Raw genomic sequence first — 16608 nt, forward strand, 5'->3', positions numbered from 1 at the left:
CGGCGAATCGCTTACCACCGGGAACCGGTGGGCAAACCTCTCGTCCGGAGTTTTTCTCGGCGGAGGCCGCCGGCGAGGGAGAGGACCAGTTCCAGCGCGTCCTCCTCGTCGAGGCCGTGGAGGCTGCGGCAGGGGATGGCGCGGAGGGCGCGCGGCGCCTCGCAGCCGTCGAGGCGCAGGGCGATGAGACGGCCGACGAGTGTGGACGCTCCGGCGAGGAGGGACCAGTCGGCGGGGGCGCCGCGATGCTCCGCCGACAGCAGCAGGAGAACCGGGCCGGTGCTGCTGAAACGTCCCTCGGCGAGGCGCTCGGCGAAGGCCGGCCCGGCGGGGTCGAGACGCACCTCGTGACCGGCGGCGCGGAGGGATGCGGAGATCCATTGTGCCCACGGCTCGTCGGCGGCGGAGTGGGAGACGAGCACCGGCACTCTTCCAGCATGACGGATGCCGTTCCACAGTGCTCGATGGGGTTTGCGTAGTCCTCCGATGGCGGGGTGTGAGAATGTCGTGCGTTGACGTGCAACTTGCACAACTCTTAGTGTCGGTGTCGTGACTGCGGGTGGACCCTTACGGGAACGAGGGTGGCCAAGTCGCGGGGGAAACGCTGCCAAAGCATCACAAATCGAGGAGCGCTCGATGACTGTCACGATCGGGATCAATGGACTCGGGCGGATCGGCCGAAGTTTGACCCGGATCGTGGCCTCCGTGCCGAACCCGGGTGTGGAGATCGCCGCGGTCAATGACATCGCGTCGACGGAGAAGCTGGCATACGGCCTCCGGCGCGACAGCATCCGGGGCTCGTTCCCCGGCACGGTCACCGCCAGGGGGGACTACCTGGTGGTGAACGACCATGCCATCCGGGCGTTCCATCATGAGCGACCGGAACGGATCCCGTGGGCCGACCACGGGGTGGACGTGGTCATCGAGGCCACCGGCCGATTCCGCGCCGGGACCACGGCCCGCCAGCACATCAGCCACGGCGGCGCCCGCAAGGTGGTGATCAGCGCCTCCGCCGACGACCCGGACGCTTTCCTGATCTTCGGGGCCAACCACCAGAGCTACGACCCGGTCGGCCACGACGTCGTCTCCCCGGCCTCGTGCGGGGTGAACGCGCTGACGGTGATGGCGAAGGTGCTGCTCGACCGGTTCGGGCTGGGCTCGGTGAACACTTCGGTGATCCTGGCCGGCCAGGGCTGGCAGCGGGTCCAGGACTCGGCCGTCGGCAACTCCCGCGACGATCCGCGTCTGGGCCGGGCCGGCGGGGAGAGCATCATTCCCCACAACTACGTGGTCGGTGATCTCGTCCGGGTGGCGCTGCCCGAGATCGGGGAGATGCGCTACAGCTACTACTGCGTGCCCACCCCGATCGGCTCGCTGGCCGAGCTCTCCGGCCAGACCGGCCGCCCGGTGACCGCCGATGAGGTGAACCGGGCGATGGCCGAGGCCGCCGCCGGCCCGCTGCGCGGCATCCTCGCCTACGACCCCGACCCGACCGTCTCCGTCGACGTCAAGAACAACTCGGCGTCCTGCCTGTTCGACCCGTCCGGCACGCAGACCACCGCGGACGGCGGGGTGAAGGTGCGCGGCTGGTTCGACAACGAGTGGGGCTTCTCCAACCGATTACTGGACCTCGCGCGCCTGGTCGGTGGGCGTTTACCGGTCGGCTCGAGCCGGGTCTCGTGGAGCGTCGCCTAGGCTGGCCTCGTGATCGACCTGGCGGACGTACGAGCGGCGGCGAAGCGCATCGACGGGCGGATCCGGCGGACCCCGGTGCTCGCCGCCGGCCCGGACCTGTGGTTCAAACTCGAGCTCACGCAGCACGCGGGCTCGTTCAAGACGCGCGGCATGATGAACCGGATCCTCGCCGGCCCGGTGACCGCGGCCGGTCTGGTCGCCGCCTCCGGTGGCAACGCCGGGCTGGCCGCCGCCTTCGCCGCCCGGGAGCTGGGTCATCCGGTGGAGGTGTTCGTGCCGGTCACCGCGCCGGCGGTCAAGGTCGCGAAACTCGGCAAGCTGGGCGCGCGGGTCGTCCAGGAGGGCCGGGAGTATGCGGAGGCGTACGCGGCCGCGGTGGTCCGGGCGGAGCAGACCGGAGCGCTGTTCTGCCACGCCTACGACGACCCGGCGATGGTGGCCGGGAACGGCACCCTCGGCCTGGAGCTCGTCGAGCAGCTGCCGGACGGCTTCGACACGGTCCTCGTCGCGGTCGGGGGCGGTGGCCTGATCGGTGGGATCATCGCCGGACTGCCCGGGAGTGTCCGGGTCGTCGGGGTGGAGCCGGTCGGCTCCTGTGCGCTGCGCGCCGCGATGGACGCCGGCCGGCCGGTGGACGTGCCGGTCTCCGGTGTCGCCGCCGACTCGCTGGGCGCCCGGCGAATCGGGACCATCGGTTTCGAGCTGGCGCGGAAAGCGGAGATCGACTCCATCCTCGTCGAGGACGGCGCGATCGTCGAAGCGCGCCGGAGACTGTGGGACGAGCACCGCATCGTGGTCGAGCACGGCACCGCCGCCGCCCACGCCGCCGTGCTCTCCGGTGCCTACCGCCCCGAGCCGGGCGAGCGTGTGGTCGTCCTGCTCTGCGGCGCCAACACCGATCCGGCCGATCTGACCACGTAGAGCGGCCGGTTCGGCGAGGCTCGTCTGGTGACGGACGAAAAGCCCGAAACGGACGCCGAACGCGTGGTCGGTGAGCCCGCGGACCACGAGCCCGCGGTCGCCCAGCCTGCGGCCGGTGAGGCCTCGGTCACGAGCTTTCGCCGGTTCGCGACGGTCGTCTGCGTCGTCGGCGTGCTGGTGCAGCTGCTGCTGACCGCCTACTACCTGGGCATGGGGCACAAGGCCGCCCCGCACGACCTGCCGGTCGGCCTGGTCGCCGGCGGCGAGCAGCGCGAGTCGATCACCGCACTGCTGGAGCAGGACGGGGTGTTCGAGGTCGTCGACTACGCCTCGGCCGACGTCCTGACCACGGCGATCACAGAGCGCGAGGTGTACGGCGGGGTCGACGTGACGGGGAGCGAGCCGGTGCTCTACGTGGCCGGGGCGGCGGGCACGTCGGCCGCGTCGCTGCTGCGCTCCACCTATACCGGCGTGATGCAGCAGCAGAAGGCGAAACAGCTGGCCCAGGCCGGTGACACGATCGGTGTGGCGGCGGCCCAGTCGTTGATCGCGACCCCCAAGGTGGTCGACGTGGTGCCGCTGCCGGCGGACGACGTCAACGGGGTGTCGCTGGGCTTCCTCACCCAGGCGCTGTCGCTGGGCGGGACGATCGCGTCGATGGGCCTGGGGCGCCTCATTCCCCGTACCCGCAGATCGTGGCGCCGTGGTGTCGCGCACCTCGCGACGCTGATCCTCTACGCGGTGGGGTCGGCCGCCGCGGTCCTCTGGTCGATGACCTGGTTCGGTGTCGGCGAGGGTGCCGACCGGGTGGAGATGCTCTGCATCTTCTCGCTGATCTCGCTGGCAGTGACCGGTTCGACGGCCGGCGCGGTGGCCCTGGTCGGCCCGGCCGGCGCGCTGGTCGGCGCGTTCTACTTCACGATCGGCACGGTGATCTCGGGTGCGAGCATCCTGCCGGAGTTCCTCCCGGTGTTCGGTCGTGAGCTGGGGGAGCACCTGCCGACCGGTGCCGGCGTGCAGGCGGTTCGTGACAATCTCTACTTTCCGGACGCCCCGATCGGCAGTCATCTGACCGTGCTGGTGCTCTACGCGGCGATCGGCTGCCTGATCGTGCTCATCACCAACATTCTCCCGAACCGAACAGACAGGACATCCGAGGTCGATCTGGGCCTGTGACCGGCGACCCATCGGCAACCGTGGCCACCTCATGAACCGCCGCGTACGGTCGATCCGTACTTGAAGTATCAAGTGCAGGGAGAGGGCATGCCGGTTCGTACGCGCGTCACCGTTCCGCTCGAGTTCCCCGACGGGTATCGCACCGTCGCGGAGGTCGTCACCTTCACCGGTCTGTCCGACGGGAAGGAGCACCTCGCGCTCGCCCTCGGGGATGTGGCGAAGGCCGAGTCACCACTGGTCCGGCTGCACTCCGAGTGCATGACCGGCGACGTCTTCGGCTCGCAGCGCTGCGACTGCGGCCCCCAGTTGCGGGAGGCCGTCGAGCGCATCACCGAGACCGGTGGTTACCTGCTCTACCTGCGGCAGGAGGGCCGTGGCATCGGGCTGTACGCGAAGCTCGACGCCTACGCCCTGCAGGACCTCGGCATGGACACGTACGAGGCGAACCGTGCCCTCGGCCACGCCGACGACGAGCGTGACTACACCGCCGCCGCGCAGATGCTGGCCGCCCTCGGCGCCGAGTCGGTCGAGCTGCTCACCAACAACCCGGACAAGTCGCAGCAGCTGCGTGACCTGGGCGTGGACGTGCGGGCGGTCCGGCCGACCGGGGTGCACGCCTCGCCGGCCAACGTCCGCTACCTGCAGGCCAAGGTGGCGCACACCAAGCACACGATCGACCTGGCACCCGCGTCCTGAGTTTCTCGTCGGTTGCGCCTCAGATTCCGTGGGGCGCGCCGAACGGGAAAGCGTGGGCATCGAGGGAGTGAATTCACGCATCGCGGATATTCAGAGCCGGATTCTCGCGATGCAGGGACAGCAGGCCATGACTACGACGGCGCGTGCCCGGACGGAGACGCCCGCGCAGGCGAGTTTCGCCAGTCATCTCCAGAGCGCGGTGGCATCCACCGGGGCTTCGGACAAAACCCACAAACTCAATAGCAAAGGTATCCCGGAGGATCTTGCCGCGTACGGCAACGGCAAGATCCCCGCTGAGGCGCTCGGCCGGGTGGGCAACACCGGCCACAAGCTGTGGGCCCCGGCCGCCGAGAACCTGAACCGGATGATCGAGGACGCCCGGAGCCAAGGCGTCAAGATCGGCATCACCGACTCGTACCGGCCGTACGCCGAGCAGGTCGACCTGGCCCGTCGCAAGGGCCTCTACTCACAGGGCGGTCTGGCGGCCAAGCCCGGCACCAGCGAGCACGGCTGGGGCATGGCCACCGACCTGGACCTCAACTCCGAGGCGCTCTCCTGGATGCGCAAGAACGCCAAGAACTACGGATTCGTGGAGAACGTGCCGCGGGAGTCGTGGCACTGGGCGTTCCGCCCACCCTCCTAGGCCCGGCTTCAGAGCCGCTTCCGGGTGCGGCTTCAGACCGCTTTCGGGTCCGGCTTCAGAGCCGCTTCCGCGTCCGGCTTTCAGACGCAGCTTCCGGGTGCGGCTTCAGACCCGGCAGAGGATCTCGCCGTGCGGGATGATCAGCCAGCCGTCGGGGTCGTCGGCCCACCGGCGCCAGCCGGCCGAGATCCGTCGCAGATCAGCTTCGGTCGCCGCTCCGGTGTGCACCGCCTTCGCTGACATGTCCGACTTGAGCACCCGCTCCTCCCACATGCCGCCCCACCACTCCCGGTCCTCGGGGTCGGCGAAGCACCACACGCTCGCCGTGGCGGTGACGTCGGTGAACCCGGCCGCCCGCGCCCACGACAGCAGCCGTCGCCCGGCGTCCGGCTCGCCGCCGTTACTCCGGGCCACCCGCTGATAGAGGTCCAGCCACTCGTCGAGCTCGGGCACCGCCGGGAACCAGGTGAACGCCGCGTAGTCGCTGTCACGCGCCGCGACCAGCCCGCCCGGGCTCGTCACCCGGCGCATCTCGCGCAGTGCCGCCACCGGATCGGCCACGTGCTGCAGCACCTGGTGGGCGTGCACCACGTCGAACGTGCCGTCCGGGAAGTCGAGCGCGTGCACGTCACCGACCGCGAAGTCGACGCCGGTCAGCCCACGGCGCGCGATCTCGGCGCGGGCCAGGTCGAGGGCCGCGGGCGTCTGCTCCAGTGCCGTCACCCGTCCGGGTGCGACCAGCTCAGCCAGCTCGGCCGTGATCGTCCCCGGCCCGCATCCGACGTCCAAGAGGGAGAATCCGGAGGAAAGATGTGGCAGCAGGTACGCCGCCGAATTCTCTGCGGTGCGCCACCGGTGTGAGCGCAAGACCGACTCGTGGTGTCCATGGGTGTAGGTCGCCATGGGTCCGAGGCTAGGCCCGCAGTCTTCAAATGTGGGACACTCTTCTCATGATGTGGGCAAGTCGATTTTAAGATCACCAGTTCAGGCCGTACTTTGGTGCCCATGAGGATCGGTATCGTCGGTGCGACGGGACAGGTGGGCGGCGTCATGCGCCGCATCCTTGCCGAGCGCCAGTTCCCTGTGACCCAGCTCAGGCTCTTCGCCTCCGCGCGCAGCGCGGGCCGCACGATCTCGTGGGGCGACGGCGACGTGACCGTCGAGGACACCGCCACGGCCGACTACTCCGGCCTCGACATCGTGCTCTTCTCCGCCGGCAAGGGCGGCTCGAAGGAGTATGCGCCGCGCTTCGCCGAGGCCGGCGCGGTCATCGTCGACAACTCGTCGGCGTACCGGATGGACCCCGACGTGCCGCTCGTCGTCGCCGAGGTCAATCCCGACGCGGCCCGCGTCCGCCCGAAGGGGATCATCGCGAACCCCAACTGCACCACCATGGCCGCGATGCCCGTGCTGCGCCCGCTGCACGACGAGGCCGGGCTGGTGTCGTTCATCGCCACCACGTACCAGGCCGTCGGCGGCGCCGGCCTCGCCGGTGTGGCCGAGCTCGACGAGCAGGTCAAGAAGGTCGCCGACCGCGCAACCGAGCTGACCCATGACGGCTCCGCGGTCGAGTTCCCCGAGTCCAAGGTCTTCCCGAAGCCGATCGCGTTCAACGTGATCCCGCAGGCCGGCTCGTTCGTCGACGACGGCAGCTACGAGACCGACGAGGAGCAGAAACTCCGCAACGAGAGTCGCAAGATCCTCGAGCTCCCCGAGCTGCTGGTCTCCGGCACCTGCGTCCGGGTGCCGGTCTTCACCGGCCACTCCCTGCAGGTCAACGCCCGCTTCAGCCGCCCGGTCAGCCCCGAGCGGGCCCGGGAGATCCTGGCGTCCGCACCCGGCGTCGAGCTCTCCGACGTGCCCACCCCGCTCCAGGCGGCCGGCCGTGACCCGGCCTACGTGGGCCGCTTCCGCGTCGACCCCACCGCCGAGAACGGCCTGTCGTTCTTCATCTCCAACGACAACCTCCGCAAGGGCGCGGCCCTCAACGCGGTCCAGATCGCCGAACTGGTCGCCGCCGAACTGCGCTGACGCACCGCGAGATGCCGCCCGGCCGTCATGGTCCGGGCGGCATTCAACCCCTTCTGCGGTACGGGCCGGCCCGCCCCGACCGCAGCGTTCCTGCCCCGTGGCTCCCGGCGCGACGCGGTCCCGGCCTCCCGGCTCCGGCGCGCCTCACGGGCGTATGCGTCCCTCGCCGTTACCGCGTGCGGGTCCTCGCCACTAACTACGCGCGCACGCATTCTGCACCGGCTCGCGTGTATACGTCCCGCGCGGCCGCACCCGTTCTGTACCGGCATGTGCATGTCCGTGCGAGCCGGTGCCGCACGTTTCTGTGCCGGCTCGGGTGTTTGCTCTGTGCCGGCTCGGGTCCTTGCTTCCGTGCGGGTTCGCGGGTGCGTTCGACGCCGCGGAAAGTCATCGCCGCCTTTGTCGTCCGCTGCGGTTTCGGCTGCCGGACAGGGGGATATCCACCCCGACAAGGCGTTGCCGTAGCGGCCTCTTAGCGCCGGTCCGTGCCCCGTTGGCGGGTTTGCAGAGCCTTTGTTCAGCTTAACAATAGGAATTTGGGACTTTTTGCCCGAATCGGTAGCGCTTGGCCGATTTTAGCGGCACAGTGATGGAATGAACGACAGTGGGCTGGGCGCAGCGGGCTACTTCTGGTGCCTCCGCGACCACCGCGTGGAGAGCGGCGACGACGTATGCCCAGCTCAATACCGGCTCGGTCCCTACGCCACGGCTGACGAAGCGACGCGGGCACTCGAGACCGTCGAGAAGCGCAATGCCGAGTGGGATGCCGAGGACGCCCGCTGGACCGGGGAAGCCAGCTGACGTAATCCGCCGCTCCGGCCGTCCTGAGCCGGAGCCGTGAGTCTCCCGGCGCGGACGTGCCCATTCGCAAGGAGGAACACCTCGATGCCCGCTGCCAAAAAGGCCTCGACCAGGCCCGCTGCCTCCGGCACGGGCCCCCGACCCAAAACCACCTCATCCGGTACGGGCACCCGCGCGACCGCCTCCAAACCCTCCGGCACGTCCGCCCCCAAACCTCGCCCGGCATCAGGGTCCACACGCTCCGGCGCCGCGGCCCCCACCGCGAAGGCGACCGTGGCCAAGACCGCCCCTGCCGGCGCGCGGTCGGCCGTCTCCACCGGCAAGGCGGCTGTGTCAGGCGCCAAGGGGGCGGTGTCGGCTGGTAAGGCGGCTGTGTCAGGCGCCAAGGGAGCTGTCTCCGCCGGCAAGGTCGCTGCGTCCGGCGTACGCGCGGGCGCGGTGCCCGCACCGAAGAAGCCGGCCGGCAAGGGCGTCGCGGTAGCCCTTCGGTCGGGCCCAGCAACGAAGCCCGCACCTGCGAAGAGCGTGGCGGTCCGGAAGGTGACCGCGCCGGCTGCCAAGGGTGGCGTGGCGGCTCGGGTGGTGACCGCGCCGACGGGCAAGGGTGGCGTGGCGGCTCGGGCGGTGACCGCCTCGGCGGCCAAGGGTGGCGCGGCAGCGCGGAAGACCGTCGATCCGGTGGTGAAGGGTGGCATGGCGGGGCGAGCGGTGACCGCCTCGGCGGCCAGGAGCGGTGCGGGAACGCGGCAGGCCGTCGACTCGGTGGCCAAGCGGACCACGACCGAGCGGGGCGCCAAGGGTGCCGCCCTCGGTGCCGCTGTCGGTAAGCAGCCTTCCGCCGAACGTGCCGCCGCAACGCTTGCCGTGGCTGAGCCGGCCGCGAAGTCGGCTGCGGGTAAGCAGGTTGCGGGGCGGCAGAAGCCGGCGCAGGTGGTCGGCAAGCAGGGCGGGAAAGCCGGTGTCACCGTGCCGGCCGCTGGTCGGGGATCGACGGCGGCCGCGACCCGAGGGAAGCAGACCGGTGTGGCAGCGGCTGAGCGCACGGTGTCGACAGCGGGCGCTGTCACCGTCAAGCCGCGCGCCGCTGCCAAGATTTCGGCCTCCTCGCATGCCGGAGCAGCGAAGGTAGCTGCGCCGCGCGCCGGAGGAAAGACCGCCGCCGAGCTGACGACCGCCAAGAAGCCGGCCGGGCGGGCTGTTGCGGCGGCTAAGGCTGTTCGGGTCGTATCGGCTCGTGCGGCCACGGCGAGCCCTGCCGGTGGTGTGTCGCCCAAGAGCCGCGCCGCCGGAGGCGCAGCCGGTAAGAACGGTGCGGCCGGGTTGTCCACGACCGGGAAGCGCGGAGCCGCAGCAGCGCCCGCTCCGGCTGAGCCGACGACTCGAACCGGCCCCAAGCCGGGCGGCACCGTTCGGGGCGGACTGGCCACGGGAGACACGACCGGCAAGGCGACGGGTGGTCGCTCGGCAACGGCGAAGAAGAACATCACCGCGGCTGTGAGCGATGTCCGCGGTGCGGTGGGCTCCAAGAGGGCCACGCCGCCGGCGAATGCCGGAAAGACCACCACCGGCAAAGCAGCGAAGGCAGCCGAGACGACAACCAAGCGGTCATCAGCGACGGCGATCCCGGCAGCCAGGTCCGCGACCTCGACATCCGCGACTGCCAAGGCTGCGGCGGCCAGGTCCGTGACGGTGAAGTCGGCGCCGGCCAAAGCTGCGACGGCGAAGGCTGTGACGACCAAATCCGCTGCAGCGATCAAGGCTGCGAGGGTCAAGGCTGCGAGGGTCAAGGCCGCGACTGCCCAGGCTGCGACGGTCAAGGCTGCGACGGCGAAGGCTGCGACGGTCAAGGCCGCGGCGGCGAAGGCTGCGGCGGGTAAAGCTACGGCCGGCAAGTCTGTGACGGCTCGGGTTCAGGCGCCGCGGTCTGCGGCGGTTCGGTCCGAGGTGGGTGGGACCACTGTGGCCGACAAGGCGGCGGGTGGGGCCACGAGTGCGAGACGTACTGCTCCGGGGAAGGCGGCGACGGGTAGGAGCACCGTCGTACCCGTCGTTGGGGGGAAGACCGTCTCGGGTCGGAGCGCTGCCGGTGCCGCAAAGGCTTCGGGCGGCGTTGTCAGGACCGGGACCAAGGGCGTCACCGGCAACCACGTGAGTAGGACCGGCGCCGGGAACGTGGTCGCCATCGACCGTGCGGCGAGCCGGAAGGCCGCCGGGGGGCGCAGCGTTGCCGTGAGCTCGGGCGGGCGTGGCGTGACCGGGAAGGCGCCCGGCAGGACTTCCGGCAGCGGCGTGCCCGTGCCGATCGGATCGAAAGCGGTCAAGGCCGCTCCTGGTCGCCGGTCCGGCGGGTCGCGGCGGGTCGCCGCGGCCACCAGCAACCTGCCGAAGAGCCAGGTGACCGTTTCCACCGGCGACGACTGGGAAGACGACGCCGACGGGCGCGCGCCCGGGCACCCCGCCGAAGGGATGCGGCCGGACCAGGGTGCATCCGAATCGAATGGCCCCTCAGACGAGGTCGACGCCAGAGCTTTGCGGGACGTGCCGTTCGTGGGTGGATGGTTCCCGTCGAACCACGGACCGGTACGACCGGACGAGGACTCCGACCAGTGGGGAGCGGACCGTCCCGACCTGGAAGCCATCGAGAGCGGAGCCGAAGAACCCGCCGACGACGATGACGCTTCGGACTACACCGGTCCAGCGGATGCGGTGGAGTCGGGCTGGGTGTCCACGCTCGCCCGGGTGTCCAGCTCGGACGGGCGCGATCTCGACGCGAGCACGGGTGACGAGCCAGAAGACGAAGAGGTCCCGGCCACCGCGGGTGGTGACCAGGACCGCGGTGGTGCTCGCCTCCAGCCGTTCGAGGACGAACCGGTGAGAGACGACCTGGACGACGAGTTCGAGGACGACGACGAGGACGACGAGGACGAGGATCTTGCGGATGAAGGCGGCTTCGCGGGTGTCGTGACCGTCACCGTGCCCGTCCCTGCCGGGGCGGGGTCCTCCACGTCCGGGCCGGGTCGGCGCAGGATCGGGGCGGTGCCGACGGTCCCGGCGTTTTCGGCGGTCCCGGCGGTCGAGCCGGCGACGGCGGACCAGCCGGACGACGACCGGTTCGCTGAGGACGACCAGGCGGCCGAACTCGATGAGATCACGGCACCGCGGACGAGCACCTCCAGGTCCTCGGGCTCCCGGTCGGGCAAGGCGACAGGGGCCACGATCGCCAAGAGCGCGGCCCCCAAGACTGCGGCGGGTAAGGATGCCGCGAGTAAGGCGGCGGGTGCCGCAAGGACGGCTGCCAAGGCGGCGCGAGCCGCAGCGACAGCGGTCGAGACGGCCGGGATCGATGGCACTTCTGCAGCGGTTGCTGGAGCCGACGTGCCGAAGCGGCGTGGTTTGGCGAAGACTGCTACCACCCGAGGCGCGGCGGCCAGGAGCACCGCGGCCCCCAGCGTCGGCAAGAGCACCGCCTCCCCGAGTGCCGGCGAGAGCACCGCAGCTCCGAGTGCCGGCAAGAGCACCGCAGCTCCGAATGCCCGCAAGAGCACGGGGGCCCGAGGAGCGGCCAAGAGCCCGGCCGCCGGAAGCGCCGGGGCCAAGGCTGCCGGCACGTCGGCGACCGGAACTGCCGCTCCGAAGGCGGCTCCGGTGAAGACGATCGGGGGCGTTGCCGGCCGGGCTGCTGGTGGCACGACGGCGGGGGCCAAGACGGCGGGGACCAGGACGGCGGGGACCAGGACGGTTGGAACCACAGCGGCCGGGGCCAAGGCTGTCGGGACCAAAATGACCGCGTCGAAGTCGGCTGCCGCGAAACAGAAGGTCGCCGGATCCAAGGCGACGGAAGCCGGTTCTCGGACGGCCGGCTCCGTTACAACCCGGTCCGCCGAAAGGGCGGCCGAGGTGGGGACGAGGGGTGCCAAGGCGACCGGTTCCGCCGCGTCGAAATCCGCAGCGAAGTCGGCCGGTTCTGCGGGGGCGAGGACTGCGGCGAAGTCGGCCGGTTCTGCGGGGGCGAGGACTGCGGCGAAGTCGGCCGGTTCTGCGGGGGCGAGGACTGCAGCGAAGTCGGCCGGTTCTGCGGGGGCGAGGACTGCAGCGAAGTCGGCCGGTTCTGCCGGGGCGAGGACCGCGGTGAAGTCGACTGGTTCCGCTGCGACGAGGACTGCAGCGAAGTCGGCCGGTTCCGCCGCTAACAAAGCCGCGGCAAAGGCGACGGCGACGAAGGTGACCGCGGTCAAGGGTGTTGGTGGTCGGGCTTCCGGAACTACGAAGGCCAGAGCTGGGAAAACGACCGCTCCTGAGACTGCGATGTCTCGGCCGGGAACGTCGGCGGCCAAGACCGCAGCCCCGAAGAAGACGGTGGCGAGGACGGGGTCGGCCACCATGACCGCGGTGGCCGGGACGAAGGCGACCGCGGCGAAGGCGACGACCGCGAAAGCGGCTGGGACCAGAGCGGCCGCCAAGGCGGCCGGAACGAAGGCGACGGGGACCAGAGCGGCCGCTGCTAAGGCGACCGCCGCCAAGGTGACCGGAGCAAAGGCGGCTGCGGCCAAGGCGACCGGGTCGAGCGCGGCGGGGACTAGGGCGACCGGGTCGAAGGTGACCGGGTCGAAGGTGACCGCGTCGAAGGTGACCGCGTCGAAGGTGACCGCGTCGAAGGTGACCGGGTCGAAGGCGACTGCGGCGAAGGCGACCGCAGCGAAGGCGACCGCAGCCAAGGTGACCGGGTCGAAGGTGACCGGGTCGAAGGTGGCTGGGTTGAAGGCGACTGGGGCAAAGGCGACTGCTGCCAAGGCGACCGGCGTCAGGGCGGCTGGGAACACGGCGACGGCAGGGAAGAAGGTCGCGGCCAAGGCGGCTGCGGGTAGGACGACTGCCGGCAAGGTCAGGGCTGAGGCTGCCGGGGGTCCTGCGCAGAAGTCTGTGGCCAAGACGACCGCGGCGAAGGTAGGGGCGGCGAAGGCGGCTCCGGCCAAGGCCACGGGACGGGCGGCGGCCCCGGGCAAGGTGGCCAAGGCTGCATCGGCCGGGGCGCCGAAAGCGACGGCTGGTAAGGCTGCGCCTGCCAAGACAGCAGTCAAAGCGGTCGGTGCCAAGGCCACGGGGGCCAAGGCCACGGCGGTCAAGGCCACGGGGGCCAAGGCGGCGGGTGCCAAGGTCACCGGGACGAAGGCGACACCGGCGAAGACAGCCAGAGCCGAGGTGACCACGGCGAAGGCGCCCGGCAAGGCCACGGCGGCGAAGGCGGCTCCGGCCAAGGTCACGGGGGCCAAGGCGGCGACCGCCAAGGCGAGTGCGACAGGCGCGGCGACCGGCAGGGCTGCAGGGAGCAAGGCGAGTGCGACCGGCGCGGCGACCGGCAGGGTTGCTGGGACCAAGGCGACCGGGGCGAAGGCGGCGAACCCGGTGGCGGCAGGCAGGGCGGCTGCTGCGAAGGCGACCGCGGCCAAGTCCGCAGCGGCCAAGGCGACCGGTGTGAGGTCGGCTGGTACCAGGGTGAGTGCTGCCGGCGCTGCGGTGCCCGGGACAACCGGCACGAAAGCGGCCTCAGCCAGGGCGAAGACCGCTAAAGCGGCGACCACACGATCGAGCGAGGCCAAGAGGACTGCTGACAAGGCCGCGGCCAGGACCACCGCGACCAAGGTGACGGCGGCGAAGGGAGCCGCTGCCAAGGCGACCATGGGCAAGGCGTCGGCCACCAGGGCTACCGCGGCTGAGGCGTCCGGGTCCACGGCGGCCAGGGCCGCGGCCGGCAGGACTGCGGGGAGCAGGGCCGAGGCGGCGAGTAGCACCGCCGGCAGGGCGGCCAACGCCAAGACGGTTCCGGCCAAGACGGCGGCGGGGCGCGCGGCGGCCACCGGCACCGGGAACGCGGCCAAGGCGACCCGGACGTCCCGGAGCTCGGGGGCGAATGCGGCGGCTTCCGTGCGTACGCCGGGAACTGCTCGAACCGCTCGGAACACGCCGAAGAGCGAGCCGGTGCAGGCGTCGCGCGCGCCGTCGCGCCGTCGCTGATCCGGCCCGGACGTGAGGTCGGCCGGAAGCGCGTTGCCGTTGGTGGAGACACCCGGCAGCGCGCTTCCGGCTCTGTGTGGTGGAACGGCCCGACACGGGAACATGGCACCGGTGGGGTGGGTGGTGTCGCGTTCGCGGTGGACCCGGCTGGTAGGAATGGACCGTGCCGATCAAACGGGTGGTGGCGCCTCAGATTGACTTCTCGGGGCTGCGGCGGGAGCTGGGATTGCCGGACGAGTTTCCGGAGGCGGTGCTTGCCGAGGCCGGGGAGGCCGCGCGGGCTACGGCGATGCCGGGGACGGACCGGACCGGGATCGAGTTCGTGACCATCGATCCGGCGTCGTCGCGGGATCTCGATCAGGCGATGCACCTGAGCCGGCGCGCCGGCGGCGGGTATCGGGTGCACTACGCGATCGCCGACGTCGCGTCCTATGTGCGGCCCGGTGGAGTGCTGGAGGCGGAGAGCTGGCGCCGGGGGCAGACGGTGTATCTGCCGGACGGGCGGGTTCCGCTGCATCCGCCGGTGCTCAGTGAGGATGCCGTGAGTCTGCTGCCGGGCGGGGACCGGGCCGCCGTCGTGTGGACGATCGAGCTCGACGGGGACGGGGAGACCGTGGCCGTCGGTGTGGAGCGGGCCCGGGTGCGCAGCCGGGCGAAACTGGACTACGCGGGGGTGCAGCAGCAGATCGACTCGGGGACGGCGCCGGAGATGCTGACGCTGCTGCCGGAGATCGGCGGGCTGCTCGCGAGGCGGGCCTCGGACCGTGGCGCGGTCAACCTTCCGCTGCCGTCGCAGGAGGTCGAACGGGACAGCAGCGGCTGGCGGCTGGTGCTGCGGGCGCCACTGCCGATCGAGGAGCACAACGCGCAGATCTCGCTGCTCACCGGCATGGCGGCGGCGCGGATCATGCTGGACGGCGGGATCGGGTTGCTGCGGACCATGCCGCGGCCGAAGCCGGAGGCGGTCGAGAAGCTGCGGGCGGCTGCCGGGCCGCTGGGCATCCGGTGGCCGGACGGCGCACCGGTCGGGGCGGTCGTCGCGGCCGTCGACCCGGCGAACCCGCGCGGGGCGGCATTCCTCGACCAGGCCGCCGAACTGCTGCGCGGCGCGGCCTACACCGCGTTCGGCGTGCCCGCGCCCCCGAGAGCGACCGCGGCGGCGCGACCCGGGAGGCGGCGGCCGGGCCGGGGAGTGGGGGCGGCGTTCTCGAGGTGCCGGCGGATGCGGGGCACGGTGGGGTCGGGGCGCCGTATGCGCACGTCACGGCGCCGCTGAGAAGGCTCGCGGATCGGTACGCGACGGAGGTCTGCCTGTCGATGCACGAGGGACGGGCCGTTCCCGGGTGGGTGCTGGACGCGCTGCCCCGGCTGCCGAAGGCGATGTCGTCGACGGACCGGTTGGCGGGTGCGGCCGACCGTGGCGCCGTCGACCTGGCGGAGGCGGTGCTGCTGCAGGGGCGGGTCGGGGAGGTGTTCGAGGCGGCGGTGCTGGACCGTGAGGACGCGAACGGCAAGCGCCCGGCCGGGGGACGATCGCCCTGGACGAGCCGGCTGTGCGGGCCAAGTGTGCCGGGGATCTGCCGCTGGGGGAGCGGGTCCCGGTGCGTTTGACGGCGGCGGATCCGGCGAGCCGGACGGTCCGGTTCGAGCGGGCGTGAGATCGCCGGTGACGGCGTCGGCCGACCTGTCGTGGGTGCTGTGGCGAGGGTCGTGGCCGCGCGCGACGGTGGGGGCAGGGCGGGACGGGGTCCGCTGCGGTTGAGGGCAACGGACCCCGTACCGGAAAAGGGGTCAGAAGGTGTGTTCCGCGGCGGGGAACTCGCCGCTGCGGACCTCTTCCGCGAATTGTCGCGTCGCCTCGGTGAGCGCGCCGGAGAGGTCGGCGTAACGCTTCACGAAGCGCGGCGCCTTGCCGGTGCGCAGCCCGGCCATGTCCTGCCAGACCAGCACCTGCGCGTCGGTGTCGGGGCCCGCGCCGATGCCGACCGTCGGGATCGGCAGCTCCTTGGTGATCTGCTTGGAGACCTCGCCGGGGACCATCTCGAGGACCACGGCGAAGGCGCCCGCGTCGGCGACCGCCCGGGCGTCCGAGATGACCTCGGCGCCCTCGTTCTCCCGGCCCTGGACGCGGTAGCCGCCGATGGCGTGCTCGCGCTGCGGGGTGAAGCCGATGTGTGCCATCACCGGGATGCCGGCGCCGGTGATCGCCTCGATCTGCGGGGCCATCCGGCGGCCGCCCTCGAGTTTGACCGCGTGGCAGCCGCCCTCCTTCATGAACCGGACGGCGGTGCGCAGCGCCTGGGTGGGGCCCTCCTCGTAGCTGCCGAACGGCAGGTCACCGACGATCAGCGCCGTCTTGGTGGCCCGGACGACCGCGCGGACCAGCGGCAACAGCTCGTCGACGGTGACCGGGACGGTCGTCTCGTAGCCGTAGACGTTGTTGGCGGCCGAGTCGCCGACCAGCAGCACCGGCACGCCGGACTGGTCGAAGATCTGCGCGGTGTACATGTCGTAGGACGTGAGCATCGGCCAGCGGTCGCCGCGGACCTTGGCGTTGAGCAGGTCACGGGTGCGGACCCGGCGGGTCGGCGGGCCACCGTACAGGGTGGGGATCTCGGACATGGTGCTTCTCC

General features: G+C 71.4%; 11 protein-coding genes and 1 pseudogene. 9 read left to right on the forward strand and 3 right to left on the reverse strand.

Annotated elements, in window-relative coordinates; all coding sequences use genetic code 11:
* Positions 1-11: 11 nt before the first annotated feature.
* Positions 12-428, reverse strand: a complete 417-nt coding sequence (locus ACQPZW_RS07240) for a toll/interleukin-1 receptor domain-containing protein (RefSeq protein WP_433794050.1) — start codon at positions 426-428, stop codon at positions 12-14.
* A gap of 208 nt (positions 429-636) precedes the next feature.
* On the opposite strand from ACQPZW_RS07240, the gene ACQPZW_RS07245 reads away from it, so the two are divergent.
* The 5 genes from ACQPZW_RS07245 (at position 637) to ACQPZW_RS07265 (ending at position 5131) form a co-directional block, all read left to right on the forward strand.
* The gene (locus tag ACQPZW_RS07245) at positions 637-1695 is read left to right on the forward strand and encodes a type I glyceraldehyde-3-phosphate dehydrogenase (RefSeq protein WP_433794051.1); all 1059 of its coding nucleotides are present in this window, start codon (positions 637-639) and stop codon (positions 1693-1695) included.
* Positions 1696-1704: 9 nt separating this feature from the next.
* Entirely contained in the window at positions 1705-2616 is a 912-nt protein-coding gene (locus ACQPZW_RS07250) for a threonine/serine dehydratase (protein WP_433794052.1), read from the forward strand.
* 27 nt (positions 2617-2643) lie between these two features.
* Positions 2644-3792, forward strand: coding sequence for a hypothetical protein (locus ACQPZW_RS07255; protein ID WP_433794053.1), 1149 nt, complete (start codon positions 2644-2646; stop codon positions 3790-3792).
* 87 nt (positions 3793-3879) lie between these two features.
* A complete protein-coding gene (locus ACQPZW_RS07260) occupies positions 3880-4488 on the forward strand; it encodes a GTP cyclohydrolase II (protein WP_433794054.1) in 609 nt (202 codons plus the stop codon).
* Between the two features lie 127 nt (positions 4489-4615).
* On the forward strand, positions 4616-5131 hold the full coding sequence (locus ACQPZW_RS07265) for a M15 family metallopeptidase (RefSeq protein WP_433794055.1): 516 nt from the start codon (positions 4616-4618) through the stop codon (positions 5129-5131).
* 105 nt (positions 5132-5236) lie between these two features.
* Here ACQPZW_RS07265 and ACQPZW_RS07270 read toward each other — a convergent pair whose 3' ends face one another.
* On the reverse strand, positions 5237-6034 hold the full coding sequence (locus ACQPZW_RS07270; protein ID WP_433794056.1) for a class I SAM-dependent methyltransferase: 798 nt from the start codon (positions 6032-6034) through the stop codon (positions 5237-5239).
* A 102-nt stretch (positions 6035-6136) separates the two neighbouring features.
* Here ACQPZW_RS07270 and ACQPZW_RS07275 point away from each other — a divergent pair, with 102 nt between their 5' ends.
* The 4 genes and pseudogenes from ACQPZW_RS07275 to ACQPZW_RS07290 all read left to right on the forward strand — a co-directional run bounded on the left by ACQPZW_RS07275 (position 6137) and on the right by ACQPZW_RS07290 (position 15633).
* Complete coding sequence (locus ACQPZW_RS07275; RefSeq protein WP_433794057.1) at positions 6137-7162, forward strand: aspartate-semialdehyde dehydrogenase; 1026 nt, start codon at positions 6137-6139, stop codon at positions 7160-7162.
* A gap of 594 nt (positions 7163-7756) precedes the next feature.
* Positions 7757-7963 carry a hypothetical protein gene (locus tag ACQPZW_RS07280; protein WP_433794058.1) on the forward strand — a complete coding sequence of 69 codons (207 nt, stop codon included), beginning with the start codon at positions 7757-7759 and terminating at the stop codon, positions 7961-7963.
* 273 nt (positions 7964-8236) lie between these two features.
* Positions 8237-13975 carry a hypothetical protein gene (locus ACQPZW_RS07285; protein ID WP_433794059.1) on the forward strand — a complete coding sequence of 1913 codons (5739 nt, stop codon included), beginning with the start codon at positions 8237-8239 and terminating at the stop codon, positions 13973-13975.
* Between the two features lie 163 nt (positions 13976-14138).
* Positions 14139-15633: pseudogene (locus tag ACQPZW_RS07290) on the forward strand (RNB domain-containing ribonuclease).
* A 133-nt stretch (positions 15634-15766) separates the two neighbouring features.
* Here the strand turns inward: ACQPZW_RS07290 and panB are convergent.
* Positions 15767-16597, reverse strand: a complete 831-nt coding sequence (gene panB / locus ACQPZW_RS07295; RefSeq protein WP_433794060.1) for a 3-methyl-2-oxobutanoate hydroxymethyltransferase — start codon at positions 16595-16597, stop codon at positions 15767-15769.
* Positions 16598-16608: the final 11 nt, after the last annotated feature.

The sequence above is a fragment of the Actinoplanes sp. CA-252034 genome (assembly GCF_050956125.1).
GTDB lineage: Bacteria > Actinomycetota > Actinomycetes > Mycobacteriales > Micromonosporaceae > Actinoplanes.

Excerpts from the sequence above, each read along its gene's own strand:
- ACQPZW_RS07245 (WP_433794051.1), top strand. The coding sequence starts at position 637 with ATGACTGTCACGATCGGGATCAATGGACTCGGGCGGATCGGCCGAAGT.
- ACQPZW_RS07265 (WP_433794055.1), top strand. The coding sequence starts at position 4,616 with ATGACTACGACGGCGCGTGCCCGGACGGAGACGCCCGCGCAGGCGAGT.
- ACQPZW_RS07260 (WP_433794054.1), top strand. The coding sequence starts at position 3,880 with ATGCCGGTTCGTACGCGCGTCACCGTTCCGCTCGAGTTCCCCGACGGG.
- ACQPZW_RS07275 (WP_433794057.1), top strand. The coding sequence starts at position 6,137 with ATGAGGATCGGTATCGTCGGTGCGACGGGACAGGTGGGCGGCGTCATG.
- panB (WP_433794060.1), bottom strand. The coding sequence starts at position 16,597 with ATGTCCGAGATCCCCACCCTGTACGGTGGCCCGCCGACCCGCCGGGTC.
- ACQPZW_RS07270 (WP_433794056.1), bottom strand. The coding sequence starts at position 6,034 with ATGGCGACCTACACCCATGGACACCACGAGTCGGTCTTGCGCTCACAC.
- ACQPZW_RS07280 (WP_433794058.1), top strand. The coding sequence starts at position 7,757 with ATGAACGACAGTGGGCTGGGCGCAGCGGGCTACTTCTGGTGCCTCCGC.